This window comes from Acinetobacter sp. YH12132, from assembly GCF_013418645.1.
GTDB classification, from domain to species: Bacteria; Pseudomonadota; Gammaproteobacteria; order Pseudomonadales; family Moraxellaceae; genus Acinetobacter; species Acinetobacter indicus.
On the sequence record NZ_VPBR01000003.1, the window covers coordinates 1 to 20,876 of the forward strand.

The window sequence follows — 20,876 nt, forward strand, 5'->3', positions numbered from 1 at the left end:
ACCTTCCCCGCTCGACTTGCATGTGTTAAGCCTGCCGCCAGCGTTCAATCTGAGCCATGATCAAACTCTTCAGTTAAAATCATTTCGAACTTTATAAGTAAAGTTCTTAAACTTGGCTCATCAATTTTCTGACTTAAATTCGCTCAAATAAACTTCGAGTAATTTAAACCAATCAATTAATGAAAATATATTCGATTAATCAACCAGTAAAAATCCACACAAGTTGTTCTTCATAATCTCTTAATGATCTTCTCGATGCTTCGTCAGCATCAAGCTAGGTCGGCTATACTACTTTCTATTTTTAGAAAGTCAACATGCAATGTTGATTTTATTTCTAAACTTACCACCTAAACCAGAACTCAACCATTTTAGCTAAATCCTTGTTTATCAACAAGTTTTTATCAACATCACCGCCGATGGATGTGCATTATAGAGCAAATAAAACCTGACGCAACCCCTATTTTTAATTATTTTGGGAAATATATCTTAACTGTATTTTTTATGATCAATTTCGGGTTTTTCAGTTTATTTTTTATCCTTTTCTTTCATTTTTATTTTAGTTAGACTGCGGCCATAATTTTATTTTTAACTTTTTATAAAAATGCCTTCTCTCCCCTTACACAAAACACTGTGTTTTTTGCTGTGTTTATGTTTGCACCCTGCCCATGCCAATAGCCCAACCGCTGGTACACCCCAAATGGTGTATGCCATTTTAAGTTATGCCAAATGGGAGCAAAATACGCCGAATATTTGTATTGTGAATAATCCGGCGCTAGCACAACAATTTAAAAGCCAGCGTAGCGCACAGCATGTTTATAAAATCAGCCCACTACAATTAGACGATTTAAAACAGACCAGTTGTCAGGCCATTGTCTTTTCTAACCTAAGCCCGCGTGAAGAGAAGAACAGAATATTCTGAACAATGCAGTGCGTTATCCCGCCTTAAGCATTAGCACTACCAATTCAGCCTGTGAACTGGGCAGTGTCTTTTGTCTTTACCAGAAGAAAAATCAGCAGTATTCATTTAGGGTGAATATGCAAAGTCTGACGCAGTCACAGGTACATATTGACCCCCGGGTATTATTACTGGGTAAAAACGGGGGCCTAAAGCATGAATAAGCCCAAAGCAGTATCGCTACGACGTATTTTCCGTTCGTACCAGCTGGTGATTTTTATTCTGACCTTTGGTTTATGACTAGGTATTTTTTGTGTGGTGTCTAATTACACCCTGGAAGTTATGCCAAACAGAGTTTGAGTATTTTATCCGGTTCTCTGGCAGAGCGGATTCAGCCCGCTGTGGTCTTTCATGACACCTATACAATTCAGAAGATTCTGACTGAATATGCCGAGCAATATCCGATTCATTCGATTCAAGTCATCGCTACCAATGGTGAAGTCCTGTCGACCATTCATCATCATCAAAATGCGTTACCGTTTATTCAGTATTTACTGGACTGGCTGTATTTTCGTGAGCCAGTGACAGTCGAGATTCAGCATCAGCAGCAAAATTTTGGACAACTGGTGGTCTATGGCAATGCCTCTACCCATGTCAGTTTTTTCTATACCATTCTACTGGCGCTGACCATTAGCTTTATTTTGCTGCTGGCCTTACTGTTCTGGTCGGCAAATGCGGTTTACCGACATTTGATGAAAGCGGTCAATCCACTGGTACAGACCACACAGACCATCAGCACCAATAAAAATTATCAGCTACGCCTCCCCTCGTCTGAAATTTCCGAATTTCAGGAAATTAATCGCGTGGTAAATGAACTGCTGGACAAAATTGAAGCCTCAACCCGGGCGCTACAACATGAAAATCATCAATTGTCACATCAGGCCCGTCATGATGGATTGACCCAACTTCCTAACCGTGAATATTTCCATCAAATGCTGGCACAGAGTTTTGCCCAAGGTACGCAGGACAGCATTGCCCTGCTGTTTATTGATAACGATAACTTTAAAGAAATTAATGATCGCCACGGCCATGCCGCCGGTGATGCCGTGCTGCTGGAAATGGCCAAACGCTTGCGCCAAGCGTTAAACCAGCATGATTTTGTGTCCCGCCTCGGTGGTGATGAGTTCGCAATTATTGTAAAAAATATTGAAGATCATCATGATTTAATTAGAATAAGTGAAAATTTACTCCACTGCTGTCGCCAGCCTTTAATTTTTAATCATCATCCTATTTATTTCAGTTTTAGTATTGGCATCGCACTCGCTCAGTCAGCATCATCTCCTGAAATGCTGATCAATAATGCAGATATGGCCATGTATAAGGCCAAGCAGCTCGCACAACACTGGTACATTTTTGCAGAGCACGGGCGCATGGCCAAAGGTTAGTTTATTCATGTTAAAACATATTTTTAAAACTGCTTGTCTGCTGCTTGCACTGACTACCCTCAGTGCCTGCATGAGTCTGGGGCAGCTCAATTACAAACAGGCTCGCATGCTCAAGCAGGAAGGTTTTAGCCTGACCAGCGAGGGCTGGAGCTTAGGCCTACCAGAAAAACTGCTGTTCGGTTTTGATCAGGCCGAGATCCAGGCGCATAACCAGCAAGCCTTACAGCAACTCTCGAGCAAGTTGCTGAAATATAAACTAGATAAAGTCAAAATTATTGGACATAGCGACAATGTCGGCGACCTGACCTATAACCTGAAGCTGTCCGGAGAACGCGCTGAAAATGTCGCACAGATTTTTATGCAACAAGGCTTTCGACCAAACCATTTACAGGTAATTCCTCGCGGTGCAGAACAACCACTGGTGCCCAATACCTCTCCTGAAAACCGGGCGATGAACCAGCGTGTAAATGTGGTGATTGTGCCTTAAGTATTTTGCCACTTTGTAGAACTAGCCTCTTGCAGAGGCTTTTTTTATGGGGAGATTTGATCCGCAGACTCAAATTTCAGGCATAAAAAAACCGCTTAACGCGGTATCTTTTATCTTTCAACTTTAGGGAAATTGGTCGGAGCAGTAGGATTCGAACCTACGACCCCCTGGTCCCAAACCAGGTGCACTACCAGGCTGTGCTATGCTCCGATGTTCAACTTTAAAAGTTGGGGTGAATGACGGGATTCGAACCCGCGACAACTGGAATCACAATCCAGGGCTCTACCAACTGAGCTACATCCACCATCAATTAGTTCTACAATACCAAGCCACCAAAATGGCGCGCCTGACAGGATTCGAACCTGTGACCATCCGCTTAGAAGGCGGATGCTCTATCCAACTGAGCTACAAGCGCTTAACCGATGATACCAAAAACACATCGTTGCCTTGAGAAATTGGTCGGAGCAGTAGGATTCGAACCTACGACCCCCTGGTCCCAAACCAGGTGCACTACCAGGCTGTGCTATGCTCCGTTTCATCTCAGCTTTTCGTGTATCGCACATCGTGCGGTACGGTGTGCATTCTAGGCGCGACGCCCGTGGACGTCAACACCTATCTTTAAAAAAATATGAAAAATCTCTTCAACCGCTTATTTATCAAGCATTTTAGACATTTTTCAATCAATTTTTAGCGTTTTAGCTGCGCACTGAAGTTTAACATGCGATCGAGCGGTAATTTGGCGCGTTCTGCCAGCGTAGGATCAACAAAAATTTCCTGATCACCCTGCTGTAAAACCTGCAAAATCCCATCTAGTTCGTTCATAGCCATCCACGGGCAATGCGCGCATGAACGACAGGTCGCGCCTTCACCGGCGGTCGGTGCTTCCACCAGAATCTTGTTCGGTACCGCCTGCTGCATTTTGTAGAAAATCCCGCGGTCGGTCGCCACAATTAAACGCTCATGTGGCAAAGTCTGGGCAGCCTTGATCAATTGCGAGGTACTGCCGACTGCATCAGCAATATCCACCACCGATTCTGGTGATTCTGGATGCACCAGCACCGCTGCATCCGGATAAAGCGCTTTCATTTGTGCAATCCCGCGGGCACGGAATTCTTCATGCACGATACAGGCACCATCCCAGAGTAGCATGTCTGCGCCCGTTTTTTTCTGGATATAACGACCCAAATGCTGATCCGGTGCCCAGATAATTTTTTCACCCAGGCTATCGAGATGCTCGACAATTTCAACCGCACAGCTTGAGGTTACCACCCAGTCGGCACGGGCTTTCACAGCAGCCGAGGTGTTGGCATACACCACTACGGTATGATCAGGATGGGCATCGCAGAATTGGGTAAATTCATCTACCGGGCAGCCCAGGTCAAGTGAACAGGTGGCTTCCAGCGTCGGCATCAGCACTGTTTTCTCAGGTGACAGGATTTTGGCGGTTTCGCCCATAAATTTCACCCCGGCCACCACCAGGGTTGACGCTGCATGATCACGACCAAAACGTGCCATTTCCAGTGAATCCGATACACAACCACCCGTCAGCTCTGCCAGCTCTTGCACTTCAGGATCGCAATAATAGTGTGCCACCAGTACTGCATCACGTTTTTTAAGTTCGGCCTGAATTAAGGCAAATTTGGCCTGCTTGGCTTCTTCAGTTAAATGATTTTCTTTCGGTTCACCCAAACGGTCTAAATGCGCCTGCACAATCGACTTTGCTTCATTGGCAATTAAAATGGTCGCATCATTCATAACAGCGTCTTCTCTATCGAAATGCTTGTTTGCACAAGCAGTTACATCAGCAATTGGTCAGTGTCAGCGCTTGACCAATCATTAAAAATACAGCGTTGTAAAAAAGCCTCACAACGGAGGCTTTTTCAGAAATACATCAGGGACTTAAGAACGGTAGTCTGCATTAATCTTGACATAATCATAAGATAAATCGCAGGTATAGACGGTATCTTGAGCCTGGCCACGACCTAAATCTACACGAATGGTCATTTCCTGCTGCGCCATGACACGTGCGCCGGCTTCTTCGGTATAGTCCGCTGCGGCGCCGCCATCTTTACAGATTTGTACATCATCTAACCAAACCTGAATTTTTTCAACGTCTAAATTTGGCACGCCCGCATAACCAATGGCCGCCAGAATACGGCCCCAGTTTGGATCTGAGGCAAAAATAGCGGTTTTTACTAGCGGTGAATGAGCAATACTGTAAGCAATATCGCAACATTCCTGGGTATTTTGTCCACCTTCGACTGCAACTGTAATAAATTTGGTCGCGCCTTCACCATCACGCACAATCAGCTGCGCCAGACGTGTCATCACCCGGGTTAAAACCTCTAATACTACGGCATAACGCGGATCTTCCGTCGAGCTGATTTCTGTACCACCGGCTTGGCCAGTTGCAATGAAGATACAGGAGTCATTGGTTGAGGTATCGCCATCTACAGTGATGCGGTTAAACGAGACATTAACCGTACTACTCAACAGTTGCTGTACCAGTTCACGGCTGATTGGAGCATCAGTGGCCACATAACCAAGCATGGTCGCCATATTCGGGCGAATCATGCCGGCACCTTTAGAAATACCGGTCATGGTATAAGTGATGCCATCCAGTTCAAACTGCTCAGATGCACCTTTCGGTGTGGTATCTGTGGTCATAATACCGCGGGCAGCGTCGTCCCAGGCATCGGCACGCAAGCTGTCTAAGGCCGGTTGTAAACCCGCAGTTAAACGCTCAATTGGTAACTGCTCGCCAATCACACCAGTAGAAAACGGCAATACTTCGGCGGTCTGTACACCCGCCAGTTCAGCCAGCTTGGCACAGGTTGCTGCTGCATTTTGCATACCGGTTTTACCGGTTCCGGCATTAGCATTGCCGGTGTTAATCACTAAATAGCGTGGATTACCCGCCTGCAGATGTGCTTTACAGATATGCACAGGTGCTGCACAAAAGGCGTTTTGGGTAAACACACCGGCGACATTGGCGCCTTCGGCCAGTTCAAAAATAACAAGGTCACGTCGGTTCTTATAACGAACATAGGTTTCTGCTGTCCCAATTCTCACCCCTTTGACCACATGCATCTGTGGCATAGAAACGTCACCTACTGCCATTTTTAAACGTCCAACCAGTTAATAATTCAGTGTGCACAGCTTAGAACAAAATCAGGAAAAAATCGAGCAGAACCCATCATCCACAAAATTGTGGCCAGACTCAACTGCCGTGCAATAAAAAACCAGCCCGCAGGCTGGTTAGTGTTGTGTGCTTGACCCTTAGTTTTTGGCCAGTTGCACAGCTTCGTTTAATAAAGCCTGTTTGGCTTTTTGCTGGCTTTCTGCAGACAGGGCCGGGTTAGAAGCAACAATGCGGTCGGCATTGGCAGCATTGGCCGGAGCAATGGCTGCAGTCTGGAGCACAATCGGACGTTTATTCGGGTTGGCAAAGGTATAACGGATACCGGTACGTGGGCTTGCAACCGTCACCTGGTCATTATTGACCACTGCTTGGGTAGTGCTTACACCGACTGCGGCCTGAACTTTTTCCGGCGTGGTGGTTTGGGTATTGGCAAAAGCCAAAGCAGGCGTTGCTAAAGCAACAATCAGTAAAGGTTGTAATACTTTTTTCATTGTGTTTTCCACTTTTCGGTGTGCAATGTGCAACTAAATACCATTTAATTTCCTGCACTGCAATCTGTATTCACATCTTGCAAAACTATTCAAACACTTAGCGGAATAAAAAAAAGCAGAATCGAAATTCTGCTTTTTGCGAGATGTTTTGAATGGCTTAGATTTTGCCGTGGCACTGTTTGTATTTCAGACCTGAACCACATGGACATGGTGAATTACGGCTTGCCGGTGGCGTAAACACCGTTTCGGTTGGGGTTGTCTGCTGCGCATCGGCTTCGAAAGTTTCACCGGTCAGACTGTCCACATCGGCATGAGACAGATTCAGCTGCATCGCCTCGGCTTGTGCCTGTTTCTGTGCTTCAAGTTCAGCCAGTTCTTCAGCTGTTGGTACGTGTACGCGAGACAAGTCAGTCACGACATCAGACTTGATCACAGCGAGCATGTTCACAAACAGGTTAAAGGCTTCTTTCTTGTATTCCTGCTCCGGATTCTTTTGCGCATAACCACGTAAATGAATGCCTTGACGCAAGTAATCCATTGCTGCCAGATGGTCTTTCCAGTGACGATCCAGCGAGTTGAGCATAAAGTGACGCTCCAGCATGGCTGCAGATTCATCACCCATTTGCTGACGGCGGCTGTTATAACGAGCCACCAGCTCATCAGAAATACGTTCGACCAGACCTTCTTCATCCAGACGGCGATCTTCTTCTAACCATTGGTTAATTGGCAGATCTAAAGCCAGATCTTCACGTAACGCCTGCTCCAGACCGTCAATATCCCACTGATCATGAATCGACTCTGGTGGTACATAGTTGGCAATCACGCCCTGAATCACTTCACGGTGCATTTCTTCGATGTAATCTTGCAATGAGTTTGCGGCAAGAATTTCATCACGCTGTGAGTAAATAATCTTACGCTGTTCATTGTTGACGTCATCGTATTTCAACAGGTTCTTACGGATATCGAAGTTACGTGCTTCAACTTTGCGCTGGGCATTTTCAATCGAACGCGACACCATTTTGTGTTCAATGGCTTCATCTTCTTTCAGGCCCATGGCACGCATCATGGCCACCACACGATCACCGGCGAAAATACGCATCAGGTCATCTTCAAGTGACAGATAGAAACGCGACACACCCGGGTCACCCTGACGACCGGCACGACCACGCAGCTGGTTATCAATACGGCGTGATTCATGGCGTTCAGAACCAATAATATGCAAACCGCCTGAGGCCAGTACCGCTTCGTGGTTCTGGTCCCATTCTTCTTTCAGACGTTGTTCATCTTCAGGTGTCGGGTTTTCAATTTTGGCCAGCAGAGCTTTCCAGTTACCACCGAGCAGAATATCGGTACCACGACCCGCCATGTTGGTGGCAATGGTCACCGCACGTGGTGCACCGGCTTGGGCAATAATATCGGCTTCACGTTCGTGCTGTTTGGCGTTCAGAACTTCGTGATGAATACCGGCCTCTTTCAGTTTGTCCGAGAGGATTTCTGAGGCTTCAATGGTGGCAGTACCAATCAGGATCGGCGCGACACCGGATTCCTGCACGCGCAGGATTTCCTGAATAATCGCATTGTATTTGCCTTCACGATTTAAATAGATTAAATCGTTATGGTCCTGACGGATCATTGGACGGTGGGTTGGAATAATTACCACATCCAGACCATAAATTTCTTTCATTTCTGCCGCTTCAGTATCGGCAGTACCGGTCATACCGGACAGTTTTTTGTACAGACGGAAGTAGTTCTGGAAGGTGGTGGTGGCCAGAGTCTGGTTTTCAGGCTGGATTTCCAGACCTTCTTTGGCTTCAACTGCCTGATGCAGACCTTCAGACCAGCGACGACCCGGCATGGTACGGCCGGTGTTTTCATCGACAATAATCACTTCACCATCATGGATGATGTAATGCACATTGCGCTGATACAGGAAATGGGCACGAATGGCCGCAGACACGTGATGTACCAGATTCAGGTTGGAAGCAGAATACAGGCTTTCCCCTTCTGCCAGCAGCCCCATCTGAATCAGCTCATTTTCTACGGTTTCATAACCGACTTCGGTCATTTCAACCGAACGCTGTTTTTCATCAATCCAGAAGTGACCGCCATCTGGCACTTTCTCTTCTTTTTGCGGATGCAGTTTAGGCGGAATGGTATTAATCGCCGCATACAGCTGTGATGAGTCTTCGCTCTGACCCGAGATAATCAGCGGGGTACGTGCTTCATCAATCAGGATCGAGTCGACTTCATCGATAATGGCATAGGTCAGGCCACGCTGCTTTTTCTCTGCCAGCGAGAACACCATGTTGTCACGCAAATAGTCGAAACCAAATTCGTTGTTGGTCCCGTAAGTAATATCGGCACGGTAAGCTTGCGCTTTTTCGGTCGGGTCCTGCATCGAATAAATAATGCCGATGCTTAAACCCAGAAATTCAAAGAGTGGACGGTTGAGCTCGGCATCACGCTGTGCCAGGTAGTCGTTCACGGTAATCACGTGTACGCCTTCACCACTTAAGGCATTCAGGTAACAGGCCAAAGTCCCCATTAAGGTTTTACCTTCACCGGTACGCATTTCTGCAATTTTACCTTCGTGCAGGGTAATACCACCAATCAGCTGTACATCATAATGGCGCATGCCCATGACCCGTTTCCCGGCTTCACGGCAGACTGCAAACGCTTCTGGCAATAACTTATCTAGACTTTCGCCCTTGTTATATCGTTGTTTGAATTCTTCGGTTTTTGCAGATAAGTCTGCATCGCTTAAGGCTGATATCGTCGGCTCGAGCGCATTAATCTTGTCTACGATTTTACGCATGCGTTTGAGTTCGCGCTCATTTTTGGTACCGAAGATTCCTCCGATCAGACTTGCCAACATGAATAGACTCTCTAAATCTTGCTTGTCAAAAGAATAATTTGTTCTCAGTCGTTATTATGGTGCTAGAAATTTGAAGTACAAGGGTTTTGCACACAACCCATCAAAAAATTCTGATGATTTCTATCCGTACAGCGAAGCTAAGGCAAAATAATGTAGCAAATTTTAATCGGATGATATAGTCAAAGCATGACAATATGACTGCATGTTTTTTCAGCATTTCTGCAACTACTTATTCCATATATTCATAAAGAATTACAAAAAAAGTATTTTCAATGCTAAAAGAATTGCGCCATAGTCAATTCCATCCCCCAATACAACAACGATATGAGGCAGTTAAAATGAGTTTACGATTAGGCGATACCGCACCCGACTTTACTCAGGAATCAAGCGAAGGCACCCTGAACTTTTATGAATTTCTGGGCGACAGCTGGGGCATCCTGTTTTCACATCCTGCCGACTACACCCCGGTCTGCACCACCGAACTGGGCTATACCGCAAAACTCAAACAGGAATTTGAAAAACGTGGCGTCAAGGCCATTGCCCTGTCGGTCGATGATGTCGAATCACACAAAGGCTGGATTAATGACATTAACGAAACCCAGAACACCAGCGTGAATTTTCCGATTATTGCCGATCAGGACCGTAAAGTATCGACGCTATATGATTTTATCCATCCCAATGCCAGCGAAACCCTGACGGTACGCTCCCTGGTGATTATCGACCCGAATAAAAAAGTGCGTCTGATTATTACCTATCCGGCCTCTACCGGACGTAATTTCCATGAAATTTTACGCGTGGTCGATTCCCTGCAACTGACCGACAACTATAAAGTGGCCACCCCGGCCAACTGGCAAGAGGGTGAAGATGTGGTGATTGTGCCTTCACTGCAAGATGAAGCCGAATTAAAACAGCGTTTCCCGAAAGGCTATACTGCAGTAAAACCGTACCTGCGTTTAACCCCGCAGCCGAATCGTGACTAAATAATCAATATCCGTTCATCTTCCTGTATGCCTGTCTTCGGACGGGCATTTTTTCATGGTACAAGGTCAGCACCTCAGCCGTGCTACACTGGAATGACCCAGCACAACCAATTAAAACACTATGCCCAAAAATCTGCTTGCCCTGGTCCTGACCTGTATTTGTTGCACGGGCTGCATGACCACACCGGCCTTGCCTGAACAGCAACGCCCGAGTACCTGGGCTCAACCGCTGGATGCGCAGCACAATTTTTATCAGGTCAGCCCGATGCTGTTTCGTAGCGAACAGCCCGATCAGCAGCTGGCAACATTGTTACAACAGCATGAGATTGATGTAGTGATTAATCTACGCCCCAAAGCGACAGAGGCTAAACCGCTGCAGCAGCATGGATTGCAATCGGTGCATCTACCGATTCATACCTGGGCCATTGATCGGGAAGATTTATTGCAGGTGATGCAGCAGATTCAAAGCGCCCAAGCCCAACAGCAAAAAGTGCTGATTCATTGTTATCATGGTGCAGACCGGACCGGGGCCAGTGTGGCCATGTACCGGATTATATTTGAACACTGGCCGGTGGAACAGGCGCTGGCAGAAATGAAATATGGCGGCTTTGGCTTTCATCCGATCTGGGTCAATATTGACGCCTTATTTCGTCCTGAAAATATAAAATGGATTCGACAGCAGCTGTCGAATCCATCAGATGAAAACTAAGGGCAAAATGCCGAAGGATACTTACAACTAGTTCCGCTTGTCTAACGGCACCCAGTCAATCACCCAGGCCGATTTCATGTTCAGGCTGGCATCTGCCGCAATTTTCTTGCGTGCTGCATCGGCACTTTCACGGTCTTTGGATGGCCCCACCATAATCCGGATCCCTTTAGAGGTTGGACTCTTGATAACTTTATAGCCTTTGGCTTTTAAGCGCGCGGCCAGTGCATCGGCATTGGCCTCATTGGCAGCCAGTGCCACCTGCACCATCCACTGCTTGCCATCATCTTCGCCTTCCAGCAGTTTACGTGCTTTCTCGGCTTCAGCTTTCTTTTTGGCTTCTTCTTCGGCTTTACGTTTGGCTTCTGCCTGACGTTTTTCCTCAGCTTTGCGCTTCTCTTCTGCAGCTTTCTGTTCAGCAGCCTTACGTTCCTGCTCGGCCTTGCGTTTGGCTTCTGCCTGACGCTTTTCTTCGGCTAAGCGTTTTTCTTCCGCAGCTTTTTGTTCTGCTGCTTTTTTCTCGGCAGCAGTACGTTCCTGGGCCGCTTTCTGCTCGGCAGCTTTTTTGGCTTCAGCTGCTTTTTGCTGTTCCAGCTTTTTCTGGGCAGCCAGTTTTTCTTCAGCCAGACGTTTTTGTTTGGCCTGCTCATCTTCAACCAGCTCTGGCGGAATATTGTCGGAACTTTGCTGCTGGCCATTACGTAGCGCATTTAAGGCCGCATATTCTTCTGCAGCCTTACGGGCGGCTTCTGCTTCTGCCTGCTGCTGCATGGCCAGGAATTCAGCGGCACGCGCTTCCTGTTCAGCCACGGCTTTTTCACGGGCACGGCGCTGCTCTTCCAGCAGACGTTTTTCAGTTTCTACATCTACCGTTAAAGGTTGTAGCTGAATCATTTCGGCTTCAGGCACAGTATTTTGCTGTAACTGTTCGACCCGTTCTGGCGTTTTGACATTATTTTGATGTATTTCTTCTTGGCCTTTCAGGAGTAATGCTGCCAATAACACACCACCACCCAATAAAACAACGCCGCCCATCCAGCGCTGTTTGTTATTCATTGACATTCTTCCAAATACTCCCATACCGCTTCTAAGGTATGAAATGATCCACATACCAAAATCAGCTGATTATTGTTCGTTTCATCCAGCGCTGATTTAAAAGCTAATTGAACACTATCAAAGTGCTGTACTGTTTCGCCCTCGAGAGCCGCATCCAGTTGTGTGATGTCTGCCGCACGAGGAACATTTAATTGTGCAATTTTCCACATTAAAACATGTTCTTTCAATAAGGCAACGACAGAATTCACATCTTTATCGGCCAGCATGGAAAACACACTGATCACTTCGGTGTACTGTTTATTGTAATTTAAATAATTTCGCAATTGCTTTAACAAAAACTCTACACCGTGCGGATTGTGCCCGGCGTCAAAGATTACGGTCTTGCCGGCAATCTGGCGAATTTCAAAACGGCCCGGGAGCTGGGCCTGTTGGATGCCTTCGGCAATCGCCTGCTGCTGGATGTTCAGACCGCTAAGTAACACGGCGGCAACTGCGGTCGATATATTTTCCAGCGCCAGCGTGCCAAGCGGTAATTTCAAGGTGCTGCCACTGCTGGCAAATGACCAGGACTGGCCATCTGCAGCAGTGCGGTAAAAATAATCACGATTGGCGACATATAGCGGGGCCTGACACTGTGCTGCCTTGTCCTGAATGGCTTGCGGTAATTCCTGCACGCCGCCAAAGATCACCGGAATATTCGGGCGGATGATGCCGGCTTTTTCAAAGGCAATTTTTTCAATGGTATCGCCCAGCCAGTCGGTATGATCCAGCCCGATATTGGTAATCACGGCCACATCGGGATGTACCACATTGACCACATCCAGACGGCCGCCCAGGCCAACTTCCAGCACCCAGACATCACAAGCCTGCTGCTTAAAAATGACAAAAGCCGCCAGCGTGGTGGCTTCAAAAAACGATAAACTTAAATTACAGTCACGACGCGCCTGATCGACCTGTACAAAGGCCTCAATCAGTTGCTGGTCATCGACCTCGACGCCGCCCAGTTTGACCCGTTCATTAAAACGGTAAATATGCGGCGACTGATACAGCCCCACCTGATAACCCTGAGCATTTAAAATCGCGGCCAAGGTGGTGGTGGTGGAACCTTTGCCATTGGTGCCCGCGACAGTAAACACTTTTGCGTCCGGGTGAGTGACGCCCAGCTTTTCAGCCACAGGAATCACCCGTTCCAGACCTAAATCAATCCCTGTAACGTGAACATGGCTCCAATAATTGAGCCATGTTTCTAAAGAGTCGGTTGCAAGTGGTGCTGTATTCAAGACAAATTCATCAGTTTCGTGACAATGCGATATACAGTATCACGTAATGCATGACGATGAACAATCTGATCGACCACACCATGATCAAGCAGGTATTCCGCGCGCTGGAACGGTTCATCCAGTTTTTCACGTACGGTTTGCTCAATTACACGCTTACCGGCAAAGCCAATCATGGCTTTTGGTTCTGCCAGATGAACATCACCCAACATTGCCAACGATGCCGTTACGCCACCATATACCGGATGGGTTAAGACCACGATATATGGTAAGCCCGCTTCTTTTAAACGCTGGATGGCTGCTGAAGTACGCGCCATCTGCATTAAAGACAGCATGCCTTCCTGCATACGCGCACCGCCTGAGGCGGCAAAGCAGATTAACGGCTGACGTTGCTGAATGGCACGTTCCGCTGCAAGCACAAAACGGTCACCGACCACCGTGCCCATAGAGCCGCCCATAAAGTCAAATTCAAAGGCACAGGTGGTTACCGGCACGCCTTTTAATAAACCTTGCATGACCAGTAAAGCTTCAGTTTCACCGGTTTTCTTTTGTGCTTCGGCCATACGGTCCGGATACGGCTTGCTGTCCACAAATTTCAGTGGATCTTTGGCAGAAAATTCCTGACCCAGTTCGGCATCGACCTGATCGAGGAACCAGGTTAAACGGTCACGCGCTTTCATGCGTAAATGCTCGTCACATTGCGGGCAGACATAGGCATTGAAAGACATGGCTGTACGAGTCACCAGTGCATGACATTCCGGACATTCGATGGTTGGTTCGGTGAATGTCGCCTTTAAGGCTTGCTGCTCATCCGGTACATGAATTCCCGGTACGCCGCGTTCTGTCCACGGCGTAGTTGGGCTTAAGATTTTCCCTGGCTTGACTTCTTGACTCATACTAACTCATCGAGCGCGGCTCGAAGCTCCTTGACTTTATTAACCGTTTCAACCACGGCTTGTTCTGGTTCGAGGTTGGCAAACTGTTTTACGAAAGCACTACCGACAATGACTGCATCTGCCACGGCACCCATGACTTTGGCAGACGCCGCATCACTGATACCGAAACCGACACCAACCGGTACATCGGTGACTGCCTTGATTTTCTCAATCCGCTGCGCCGCTTCAGAAACATCTAAAGTGGCTGCACCGGTCACGCCTTTAAGCGACACGTAGTAAATAAAGCCGCTGGCCTGTTTCACTACATGCTGGATACGCTCATCGGTAGAGGTTGGTGCCAGCAGGAAAATCTGGTCCATATCATACTGCTGTAAGATCTGGTCTAAATCGGCAGCTTCTTCTGGCGGCAGATCCACCAGCAAGACACCATCTACCCCACATTCATGCGCATAGGCGACAAACTTCTGGTAGCCAATGACCTCAACCGGGTTTAAATAACCCATGAGCACCACTGGTGTTTCCGTGTCTTTTTGGCGGAATTCCTTGACCATATTCAGTGCATCGAGGGTATTGGTTCCCCCTGCTAATGCACGTTCTGCAGCCAAGGCAATGACTGGACCATCGGCCATCGGGTCAGAGAATGGCAGTCCAAGCTCAATCACATCTACACCCGCCTCAACCATTTGATGTAACAGCGGTACCGTTACCTGTGGCTGTGGGTCACCTGCCATGACATAAGATACGAGGGCCTTACGTTGTTGAGATTTCAACTGTGCAAATCGGGTGGCTAAACGTGACATAGGGCTGTGCTTTCCTTGAATAATTCAAAACTGATAAGTTGCTATTGTCGAAATACAGGACATCGCATTGTAACGCTATTTTTTGCTCATTGAACAGAGCACAGCTGGTCGATGCCCGATTTCATCAGCAAAGCGCGAATTCCAGAACAACCCGAAAGCTACATTTACCGATATTTCGGTTTTTTTCTCAATGATCAAAGATGCCTAATTTCGCTATTCCCAGCAATCTCAAGCAGTTAGAAAAACCCAATGACTGAGCAAAAAAGATGATAAAAATAGGACAGTTAGCATTTACATTTAAAGTTTTCAGAAATAGCAAAAGCTGCTTTATACTAGCGCCGTTTTCAGACTTTTTCTTATTTCTATGATTTCCGACTCCCAGGCAAAAGTGCACGCTCGCGGGCTTGCGCTGTTGCCACTTATTGTATTTTTAGCCATTTTTTTAGGCAGTGGCATTTACCATTCCCTGATTGGGACCGAGTTTGCCTTCTATCAGGTCAAGGCGCCGGTGGCGGCCATTCCAGCCATTATCCTGGCATTATTGCTCTATCGTGGTCAGCTGAACCGGGCCATTGAAGAATTTTTGCAGGGCGCCAGCCATCCGAACCTGATTCTGATGTTTATGGTGTTTATGCTGGCCGGTGCCTTTGCCAGCACCAGTGGCGCCATTGGCAGTGTCAATGCCACGGTACAGCTGGGCCTGTCGATTATTCCGCCGGAATTTGTACTGCCGATGCTGTTTCTGATTTCAGCCTTTGTCGCCACCGCCATGGGCACTTCAATGGGCACCATTGCAGCCTGTGCGCCCATTGCCTTTGGTTTTTCCGAAGCCACGCAAATTGCCACGGTCTATACCATTGGTGCGGTGGTTGGCGGTGCCATGTTTGGTGATAACCTGTCGATGATTTCCGACACCACCATTGCCGCCACCAGCAGCCAGAAAGTACAGCTGCGTGACAAATTCAAGGTCAATGTCTGGATTGCCGTACCGGCTGCACTGATCACAGTACTGATTTATATGCTGATTAACCAGAATACCCAGGCCATTGCCTATCAGGAGTATAACGCCTGGCTCATCTTGCCCTATGTGGCGGTGTTTGTGCTGGCCTTTTCTCGCCTGCATGTGCTGGCAGTGTTAACCATCGGGATTTTACTTTCCGCGCTGATGGGACTGTTGATGCTGCCTGAGTTTGATCTGCTCAAGCTGAATGGTGCTATTTATGACGGTTTTGTCGGCATGTTTGAAGTGGCGTTGCTGTCGATGTTCCTGGGTGGCTTATCGGCCATTATGCAAAAAGAAGGCGGCCTGGAATGGCTGATTCAACGCATCTACAAGCTGACTCGCCTGTTTAAGGTTGGCGCGCAACGTGCTGGTGAGTTGGGGATTAGCTTTCTGGTGGTGTTTTCCAACCTGTTTGTGGCCAACAATACCGTGGCGATTATCCTGTCTGGAGATATGGCGCGGGAAGTGGCGCAGGAATATGGCGTCGATCCGAAACGCGCTGCCGCCCTGCTGGATATTTTCTCCTGCGTGGTACAGGGCCTGATTCCTTATGGCGCCCAGTTATTGCTGGCCTGCTCGATTGCCAAAATGTCACCGGTAGAGCTGATTGGCAGTGTCTATTATTGCTGGGTGCTGGCGATTTTTGCGATTGCCGCTATTGCCTTGCGTTTCCCTAAACTGCGCACGGCTTAAGACTGTACTTTTTAATTTTCCAAGCGGCTATTCAGCCGCTTTTTATTGGTGGTCTGTTGCTGACGCAGTACCCGGCGCCGCTCGGTTAAGGTCTGGCCGCAATGCGCTTTATAGGCACGCGCCAAAGCCGACTGATCGGAATAACCGAGCTGGCTGGCAATCTCGGTCAGACTCAGCTTTTGCGGTAATAGCAACTCACAGCGTTTGATCCTTTCCATGTCCAGCAGCTGTTTAAATGAGGTCCCCAGTTCACTCAGTTGACGCTGCAAAGTGCGACTGGACATACACAGCTCGACAGCCAGCTCATCCAGCTTGGGTGCTTGTTGCTGCAGCCTTAAATAATCGGCAATCAAATGACGCAGCTTCTGGTCCAGCCCTTCCAGCAAAGGTTTGGCCGCCATCGCTTCTTCAGCCTGTTTTTTTAAAATCCCGATTAAAGTTGGATCAGGCTGCTGTGGTTGCAGCTGCAGGCTGTCGATGCTCAGCACCAGCTGATAATCCGGCTGATCAAACAACACTTCGCAGCCATAAAACTTTTGATATTGATACAGCGCCGTTTGCGGAGCATGGGCAAAATGAACCCGGCGCAAGGGAAAGTGTTCGGCCGCAAACATCTGCCGGGCCAGCTGCAGCATACAGGCAAAGGTGATTTCGTGAATCAGCGTGCTCTGATCCTGCGGATTCGGCCAGGAGACAATCAGCAGATCATCCTGCTGCTGAATCTGCATGGGAACCGCTTCGTTAGCATCAATCACCAGCCGGCTAAACTGGGCAATATACTGCAAGGCCTCGGCCACGCTATTACTGCGCGAGGCCATATAGCCGAGCACACCAAAATGTTCCGGACGGATAAAACGCGCCAGTTCAAACACCAGATAGGCTGTGTTCAGCTGCTGCCGGGTCTGTTCCAGCAGCGTAATAAAAGCCTGACAGGAAGATTGGCCATCAATCGGCAAACTCAGTACATGCTGCACATATTGCTGCAAGCTGTCTGACAGCTCGAGCTGTTGCGGCTGCACACCTTGTGCCTGCAGGTAGGACTGCCACAAGTGTACATAGCCGTTTGGAATCTGAATATCACTCGGGTAAGTTGTCATCCTGACATTTCTTATTTTCACTATGGCGTAAAATGTATAAAAACTGGCAAGACTTGTCAAAACAAAGCCGCTAAAGCCCGACATACTGCAGATATGAACGACTAGATGAAGTAAAACAAGATGAATGCCATAGTCCAATATCAGGCGCAACCAGTGGTGCGCAGCAATCTCGACTTTAAGCTGGAACAGATTCCACGCTTCTGGTTTGGTGGAGATCCTTTTCTGACCCGCATGTTTGATGCCTTAAGCCTGACCTTTCCCGATGGGGAACGCTATTTTATTCAGTCGGTACGCTTGTACCGCGAGCAGATTCAGCAGCCAGAACTGCAGCAACGCGTGGCCGACTTTATCCGCCAGGAAGCCCAGCATGGCATCGCGCATGACAAAATGAACCAGCTAATGAAAAATCAGGGTATGCCGGTGGATCAGTTTATCCGCCAGCTCAACCGGATTTTTAAATTTGAACTGGAAAAACGCTCACCGGAATACAATATTGCCACCACGGCAGCAGCCGAGCACCTGACCGCCCTCATGGCCGAAACTTTTTATGCCCATCGCTCGACGTTAGCTGAAGCACATCCGTATGTACGCGCCTTGTTTGCCTGGCATGCGATTGAAGAAATGGAACATCGGGATGTGGCCTTTGATGTAATGCGCGATGTGGCCCAAGTTTCTGAAGCGATGCGGCATTTTGCCCTGGTCTGGACCACGTTCCTGATGTTTGGTTTTACCATTTATCGGGCCAATATCATGTTAAAACAGGATGGCTTTAGTCTGTGGCAGCGTCTGCAACTGAATGCCAAAGGTTTGCCGTGGTTCTTTGGCAAAAAAGGCACCTTAACCCGGATGGGCCGGCTATATAAAGACTGGTTTAAAAAAGATTTTCATCCCAGCCAGCATCCGATTATTGCCCAGTATGAAGTCTGGATTAACACCCTGGAACAGACCAATGATCCGATTCAGGCCGGTGAAGCCTTCTGGCAGGCGGCTAAAGATTAAAGAAAAGTTATGATGGATTAAAAAAGCTGAATGTCAGGTTCAGCTTTTTTATTCGATGGATGAGTTGTAGCTTTTTGGTGAGAAGGAGCAGCGACGAAGATCTACCATTTGGCATAATGCTGTTCCAGCAAGGCATATTCATTCAGGAACACAATTTCCTGATCATCCTGCACAATGGTGCCGCTGACTTTGGCCTGCCACTGGCTAAACTGGCTGCCCACCAGGCGCAGGTTCAGATTTTCATAACGGCGCCAGCCGGTGGTCACGGTTAAATTCAGGCTTTGATCCAGCGAGACAATATTCCACTGGTTATCTGACTGCTGCTCAAATAACACATCTGCCAGCGGATACAGGCGGCCATTGACCCACAGACAGTTTTCATTGCCAAAACTTTCATTGACGCCAGAAGCCAGATTAATGCCGACCCGCTTGTTCTGGGCATCCCAGAAATTACAAGACAGCCAGAACCAGGCCGTTTCCGGTCGTAAAAAACCACAAGTATCATCCAGAGAAACAAAAGTTTTGTCATGAAACTGGATGGTTTGTCCCTGCTTGTTGATAAAAAAACCTTCACAGCCGAGCGTGGTCAGCTTTTGGGTATAGGTCCAGCCATTAATCCCATTCGGACTGCACATGCTTAATGGATCAGTGCCGGCACAGAAAATTCGCGCACTCAGACGCAGTTCGCCGTATTTAGTCACCCGGATATAACGCACTCCATTGGCATGCTGAATATCCAGCTGATAACCGGCTTTATGAAAATGACTATGGTTAAACAGCGGCTGCTCGTCCAGCACCGTATGCCGGGCCAGAAAACTGATCGCATCCCATTCCAGCACTTCACCGGTCAAATGATTGTAGATATAAACAAAACCATGCCCGGCCCAAGCAATATCAACAATGGCCAGGCCAATGGTATAGTGCTCATGCTGAATACAACAAAATTTAAATTTCTTATATTTTAATCGTTTACGCCAACCAGACAGCACATCACCATAGGGGCTTTTATATTGATAATGATGGTATTGGATACTGGTCGGTAATTGCTTAAAACGTCCGTAACGTGGCTGTCCATTCTGTTGTATTAAATCCATGTACGACATTCCATGTGGTTTGAGACACTGTAGCTACCGCCTTATTATGCCTATAAAATCTGGCCAGAAAAATAAAAATAAGATTATTTTATCTAAACAATAACAAAAACATAGATTGCTTTCTTTCACAATATCCAAGCCAAACCAATTGCTTAAGTCTGCTACAGTCAGGATTCTGAAATAGGCAAATAGGTATTTTCCCAGCGGTTTCCAGCAAACTCCCCGGCCACCAGTTGTACATAACGGCCATGCACCTGATCAATGGCGATGCAGTCATCGACATCCAGCACCCGGTCAGTATGCTGCTTTTGCCAGTGTGCAGCAAAATATGCCTTGCCACGCTGTTTGGCCACCATGGCATTTTGTGCAACCACCAGAACATAGCGATGCAATTCGCCAAATTCACGCGCATCGTAGCCGCCTAAATTGATTAGCCAGAGTTTTTCATGTGCCTGATTCGGGGCCGCATTACTAAATTTCAGCTGATATTGTTGGCCTTCAAATTCCACCCCATTGATTTGCGCCCAGGCATCAATATGTAGGCCTTGCTGCTCACCAAACCAGGCCTGTCTTAGCTGAGGGAAAGTCTCTTCCAGCGTATCAGCCACGGCAAGGACCACATCATGCACTTCGGTATTGGCGCGGGCATGACGACCGCCCAACATAACGATAAACAGACTTGGCATGGGAGACTCCAGAAGATGGTTTTGACCAGGTAGAAGATAAATCAGCAATATGATACGCGTTGGCGACAGGGATGTCTGCTCAACAAAAGTCTTTGCTTACTTTGGGCTTTTCCAAAGTAAGGGAAAATCTGGATGAATTATAATTGCCTGAATTTGTGTCAAAAATCGGATCTGAATAATAATCCTCCCCTCGTCCCTCCTTTAAAAAAGTGGGGAACTTTCATTACAACAATAAAAAAATCGCACCCAATTGC

The 20,876-nt window shown here is 47.5% G+C and carries 19 protein-coding genes, 4 tRNA genes and 1 rRNA gene; 8 read left to right on the top strand and 16 right to left on the bottom strand.

The features are described 5' to 3' along the window. Positions 1–76: ribosomal RNA gene (locus tag FTU67_RS14145) — 16S ribosomal RNA — on the bottom strand; the annotation flags it as partial. 576 nt (positions 77–652) lie between these two features. Here FTU67_RS14145 and FTU67_RS14175 point away from each other — a divergent pair. From FTU67_RS14175 to FTU67_RS03945, 4 genes are all read left to right on the top strand, one after another. Then, entirely contained in the window at positions 653–919 is a 267-nt protein-coding gene (locus FTU67_RS14175) for a YfiR/HmsC family protein (RefSeq protein WP_257221839.1), read from the top strand. An 8-nt stretch (positions 920–927) separates the two neighbouring features. Next, the gene (locus tag FTU67_RS14180) at positions 928–1,119 is read left to right on the top strand and encodes a YfiR family protein (RefSeq protein ID WP_286388198.1); all 192 of its coding nucleotides are present in this window, start codon (positions 928–930) and stop codon (positions 1,117–1,119) included. 132 nt (positions 1,120–1,251) lie between these two features. After that, positions 1,252–2,340, top strand: a complete 1,089-nt coding sequence (locus tag FTU67_RS03940; protein WP_168381532.1) for a sensor domain-containing diguanylate cyclase — start codon at positions 1,252–1,254, stop codon at positions 2,338–2,340. A gap of 7 nt (positions 2,341–2,347) precedes the next feature. After that, entirely contained in the window at positions 2,348–2,827 is a 480-nt protein-coding gene (locus FTU67_RS03945; RefSeq protein ID WP_171431712.1) for an OmpA family protein, read from the top strand. A gap of 133 nt (positions 2,828–2,960) precedes the next feature. Here the strand turns inward: FTU67_RS03945 and FTU67_RS03950 are convergent. From FTU67_RS03950 to secA, 8 genes are all read right to left on the bottom strand, one after another. Beyond that, a tRNA-Pro gene (locus FTU67_RS03950) sits at positions 2,961–3,037 on the bottom strand. A gap of 18 nt (positions 3,038–3,055) precedes the next feature. Continuing rightward, positions 3,056–3,131, bottom strand: a tRNA-His gene (locus FTU67_RS03955). Positions 3,132–3,165: 34 nt separating this feature from the next. Further along, positions 3,166–3,242: transfer RNA gene (locus FTU67_RS03960), tRNA-Arg, on the bottom strand. 41 nt (positions 3,243–3,283) lie between these two features. Continuing rightward, positions 3,284–3,360, bottom strand: a tRNA-Pro gene (locus FTU67_RS03965). A 154-nt stretch (positions 3,361–3,514) separates the two neighbouring features. Then, a complete protein-coding gene (nadA, locus tag FTU67_RS03970; protein WP_127800468.1) occupies positions 3,515–4,582 on the bottom strand; it encodes a quinolinate synthase NadA in 1,068 nt (355 codons plus the stop codon). A gap of 144 nt (positions 4,583–4,726) precedes the next feature. Then, positions 4,727–5,947 (bottom strand): bifunctional glutamate N-acetyltransferase/amino-acid acetyltransferase ArgJ, encoded by a 1,221-nt coding sequence (gene argJ, locus FTU67_RS03975; protein ID WP_180061434.1) that lies wholly within the window; start codon positions 5,945–5,947, stop codon positions 4,727–4,729. Between the two features lie 159 nt (positions 5,948–6,106). Continuing rightward, the gene (locus tag FTU67_RS03980; RefSeq protein ID WP_016658663.1) at positions 6,107–6,460 is read right to left on the bottom strand and encodes a hypothetical protein; all 354 of its coding nucleotides are present in this window, start codon (positions 6,458–6,460) and stop codon (positions 6,107–6,109) included. Between the two features lie 157 nt (positions 6,461–6,617). After that, positions 6,618–9,335, bottom strand: a complete 2,718-nt coding sequence (gene secA, locus FTU67_RS03985) for a preprotein translocase subunit SecA (RefSeq protein ID WP_005179958.1) — start codon at positions 9,333–9,335, stop codon at positions 6,618–6,620. 338 nt (positions 9,336–9,673) lie between these two features. Here secA and FTU67_RS03990 point away from each other — a divergent pair, with 338 nt between their 5' ends. Together FTU67_RS03990 and FTU67_RS03995 are read left to right on the top strand one after the other, a co-directional pair. Continuing rightward, on the top strand, positions 9,674–10,315 hold the full coding sequence (locus FTU67_RS03990; RefSeq protein WP_005179960.1) for a peroxiredoxin: 642 nt from the start codon (positions 9,674–9,676) through the stop codon (positions 10,313–10,315). 121 nt (positions 10,316–10,436) lie between these two features. Then, entirely contained in the window at positions 10,437–11,024 is a 588-nt protein-coding gene (locus FTU67_RS03995) for a dual specificity protein phosphatase family protein (protein WP_180061435.1), read from the top strand. 27 nt (positions 11,025–11,051) lie between these two features. Here FTU67_RS03995 and FTU67_RS04000 read toward each other — a convergent pair whose 3' ends face one another. The 4 genes from FTU67_RS04000 to trpA are packed head-to-tail and all read right to left on the bottom strand — an operon-like array spanning position 11,052 to position 15,050. Next, positions 11,052–12,077 carry an SPOR domain-containing protein gene (locus FTU67_RS04000; RefSeq protein WP_180061436.1) on the bottom strand — a complete coding sequence of 342 codons (1,026 nt, stop codon included), beginning with the start codon at positions 12,075–12,077 and terminating at the stop codon, positions 11,052–11,054. Continuing rightward, positions 12,074–13,357, bottom strand: coding sequence for a bifunctional tetrahydrofolate synthase/dihydrofolate synthase (gene folC, locus FTU67_RS04005; protein WP_180061437.1), 1,284 nt, complete (start codon positions 13,355–13,357; stop codon positions 12,074–12,076). The genes FTU67_RS04000 and folC overlap by 4 nt, the downstream gene beginning before the upstream one ends. Further along, on the bottom strand, positions 13,354–14,250 hold the full coding sequence (accD, locus tag FTU67_RS04010) for an acetyl-CoA carboxylase, carboxyltransferase subunit beta (RefSeq protein WP_005179967.1): 897 nt from the start codon (positions 14,248–14,250) through the stop codon (positions 13,354–13,356). Before accD ends, folC begins: the two co-directional genes overlap by 4 nt. Continuing rightward, a complete protein-coding gene (gene trpA / locus FTU67_RS04015; RefSeq protein ID WP_005179970.1) occupies positions 14,247–15,050 on the bottom strand; it encodes a tryptophan synthase subunit alpha in 804 nt (267 codons plus the stop codon). The genes accD and trpA overlap by 4 nt, the downstream gene beginning before the upstream one ends. 364 nt (positions 15,051–15,414) lie before the next feature. Between trpA and FTU67_RS04020 the strand changes: the two genes are divergently transcribed. Next, positions 15,415–16,746 carry a Na+/H+ antiporter NhaC family protein gene (locus FTU67_RS04020; protein ID WP_160242839.1) on the top strand — a complete coding sequence of 444 codons (1,332 nt, stop codon included), beginning with the start codon at positions 15,415–15,417 and terminating at the stop codon, positions 16,744–16,746. A gap of 11 nt (positions 16,747–16,757) precedes the next feature. On the opposite strand, the gene FTU67_RS04025 is transcribed toward FTU67_RS04020, so the two are convergent. Next, entirely contained in the window at positions 16,758–17,843 is a 1,086-nt protein-coding gene (locus tag FTU67_RS04025; protein ID WP_160241008.1) for an AraC family transcriptional regulator, read from the bottom strand. Positions 17,844–17,963: 120 nt separating this feature from the next. Here FTU67_RS04025 and FTU67_RS04030 point away from each other — a divergent pair, with 120 nt between their 5' ends. Continuing rightward, a complete protein-coding gene (locus FTU67_RS04030; protein ID WP_016658655.1) occupies positions 17,964–18,842 on the top strand; it encodes a metal-dependent hydrolase in 879 nt (292 codons plus the stop codon). A gap of 101 nt (positions 18,843–18,943) precedes the next feature. Here FTU67_RS04030 and FTU67_RS04035 read toward each other — a convergent pair whose 3' ends face one another. Then, positions 18,944–19,936: a DUF2804 domain-containing protein gene (locus tag FTU67_RS04035; protein WP_005179978.1), complete on the bottom strand. Its 993-nt coding sequence runs from the start codon at positions 19,934–19,936 to the stop codon at positions 18,944–18,946. Positions 19,937–20,103: 167 nt separating this feature from the next. Further along, complete coding sequence (locus FTU67_RS04040; protein WP_180061438.1) at positions 20,104–20,622, bottom strand: DUF1543 domain-containing protein; 519 nt, start codon at positions 20,620–20,622, stop codon at positions 20,104–20,106. Positions 20,623–20,876 lie beyond the last annotated feature (254 nt).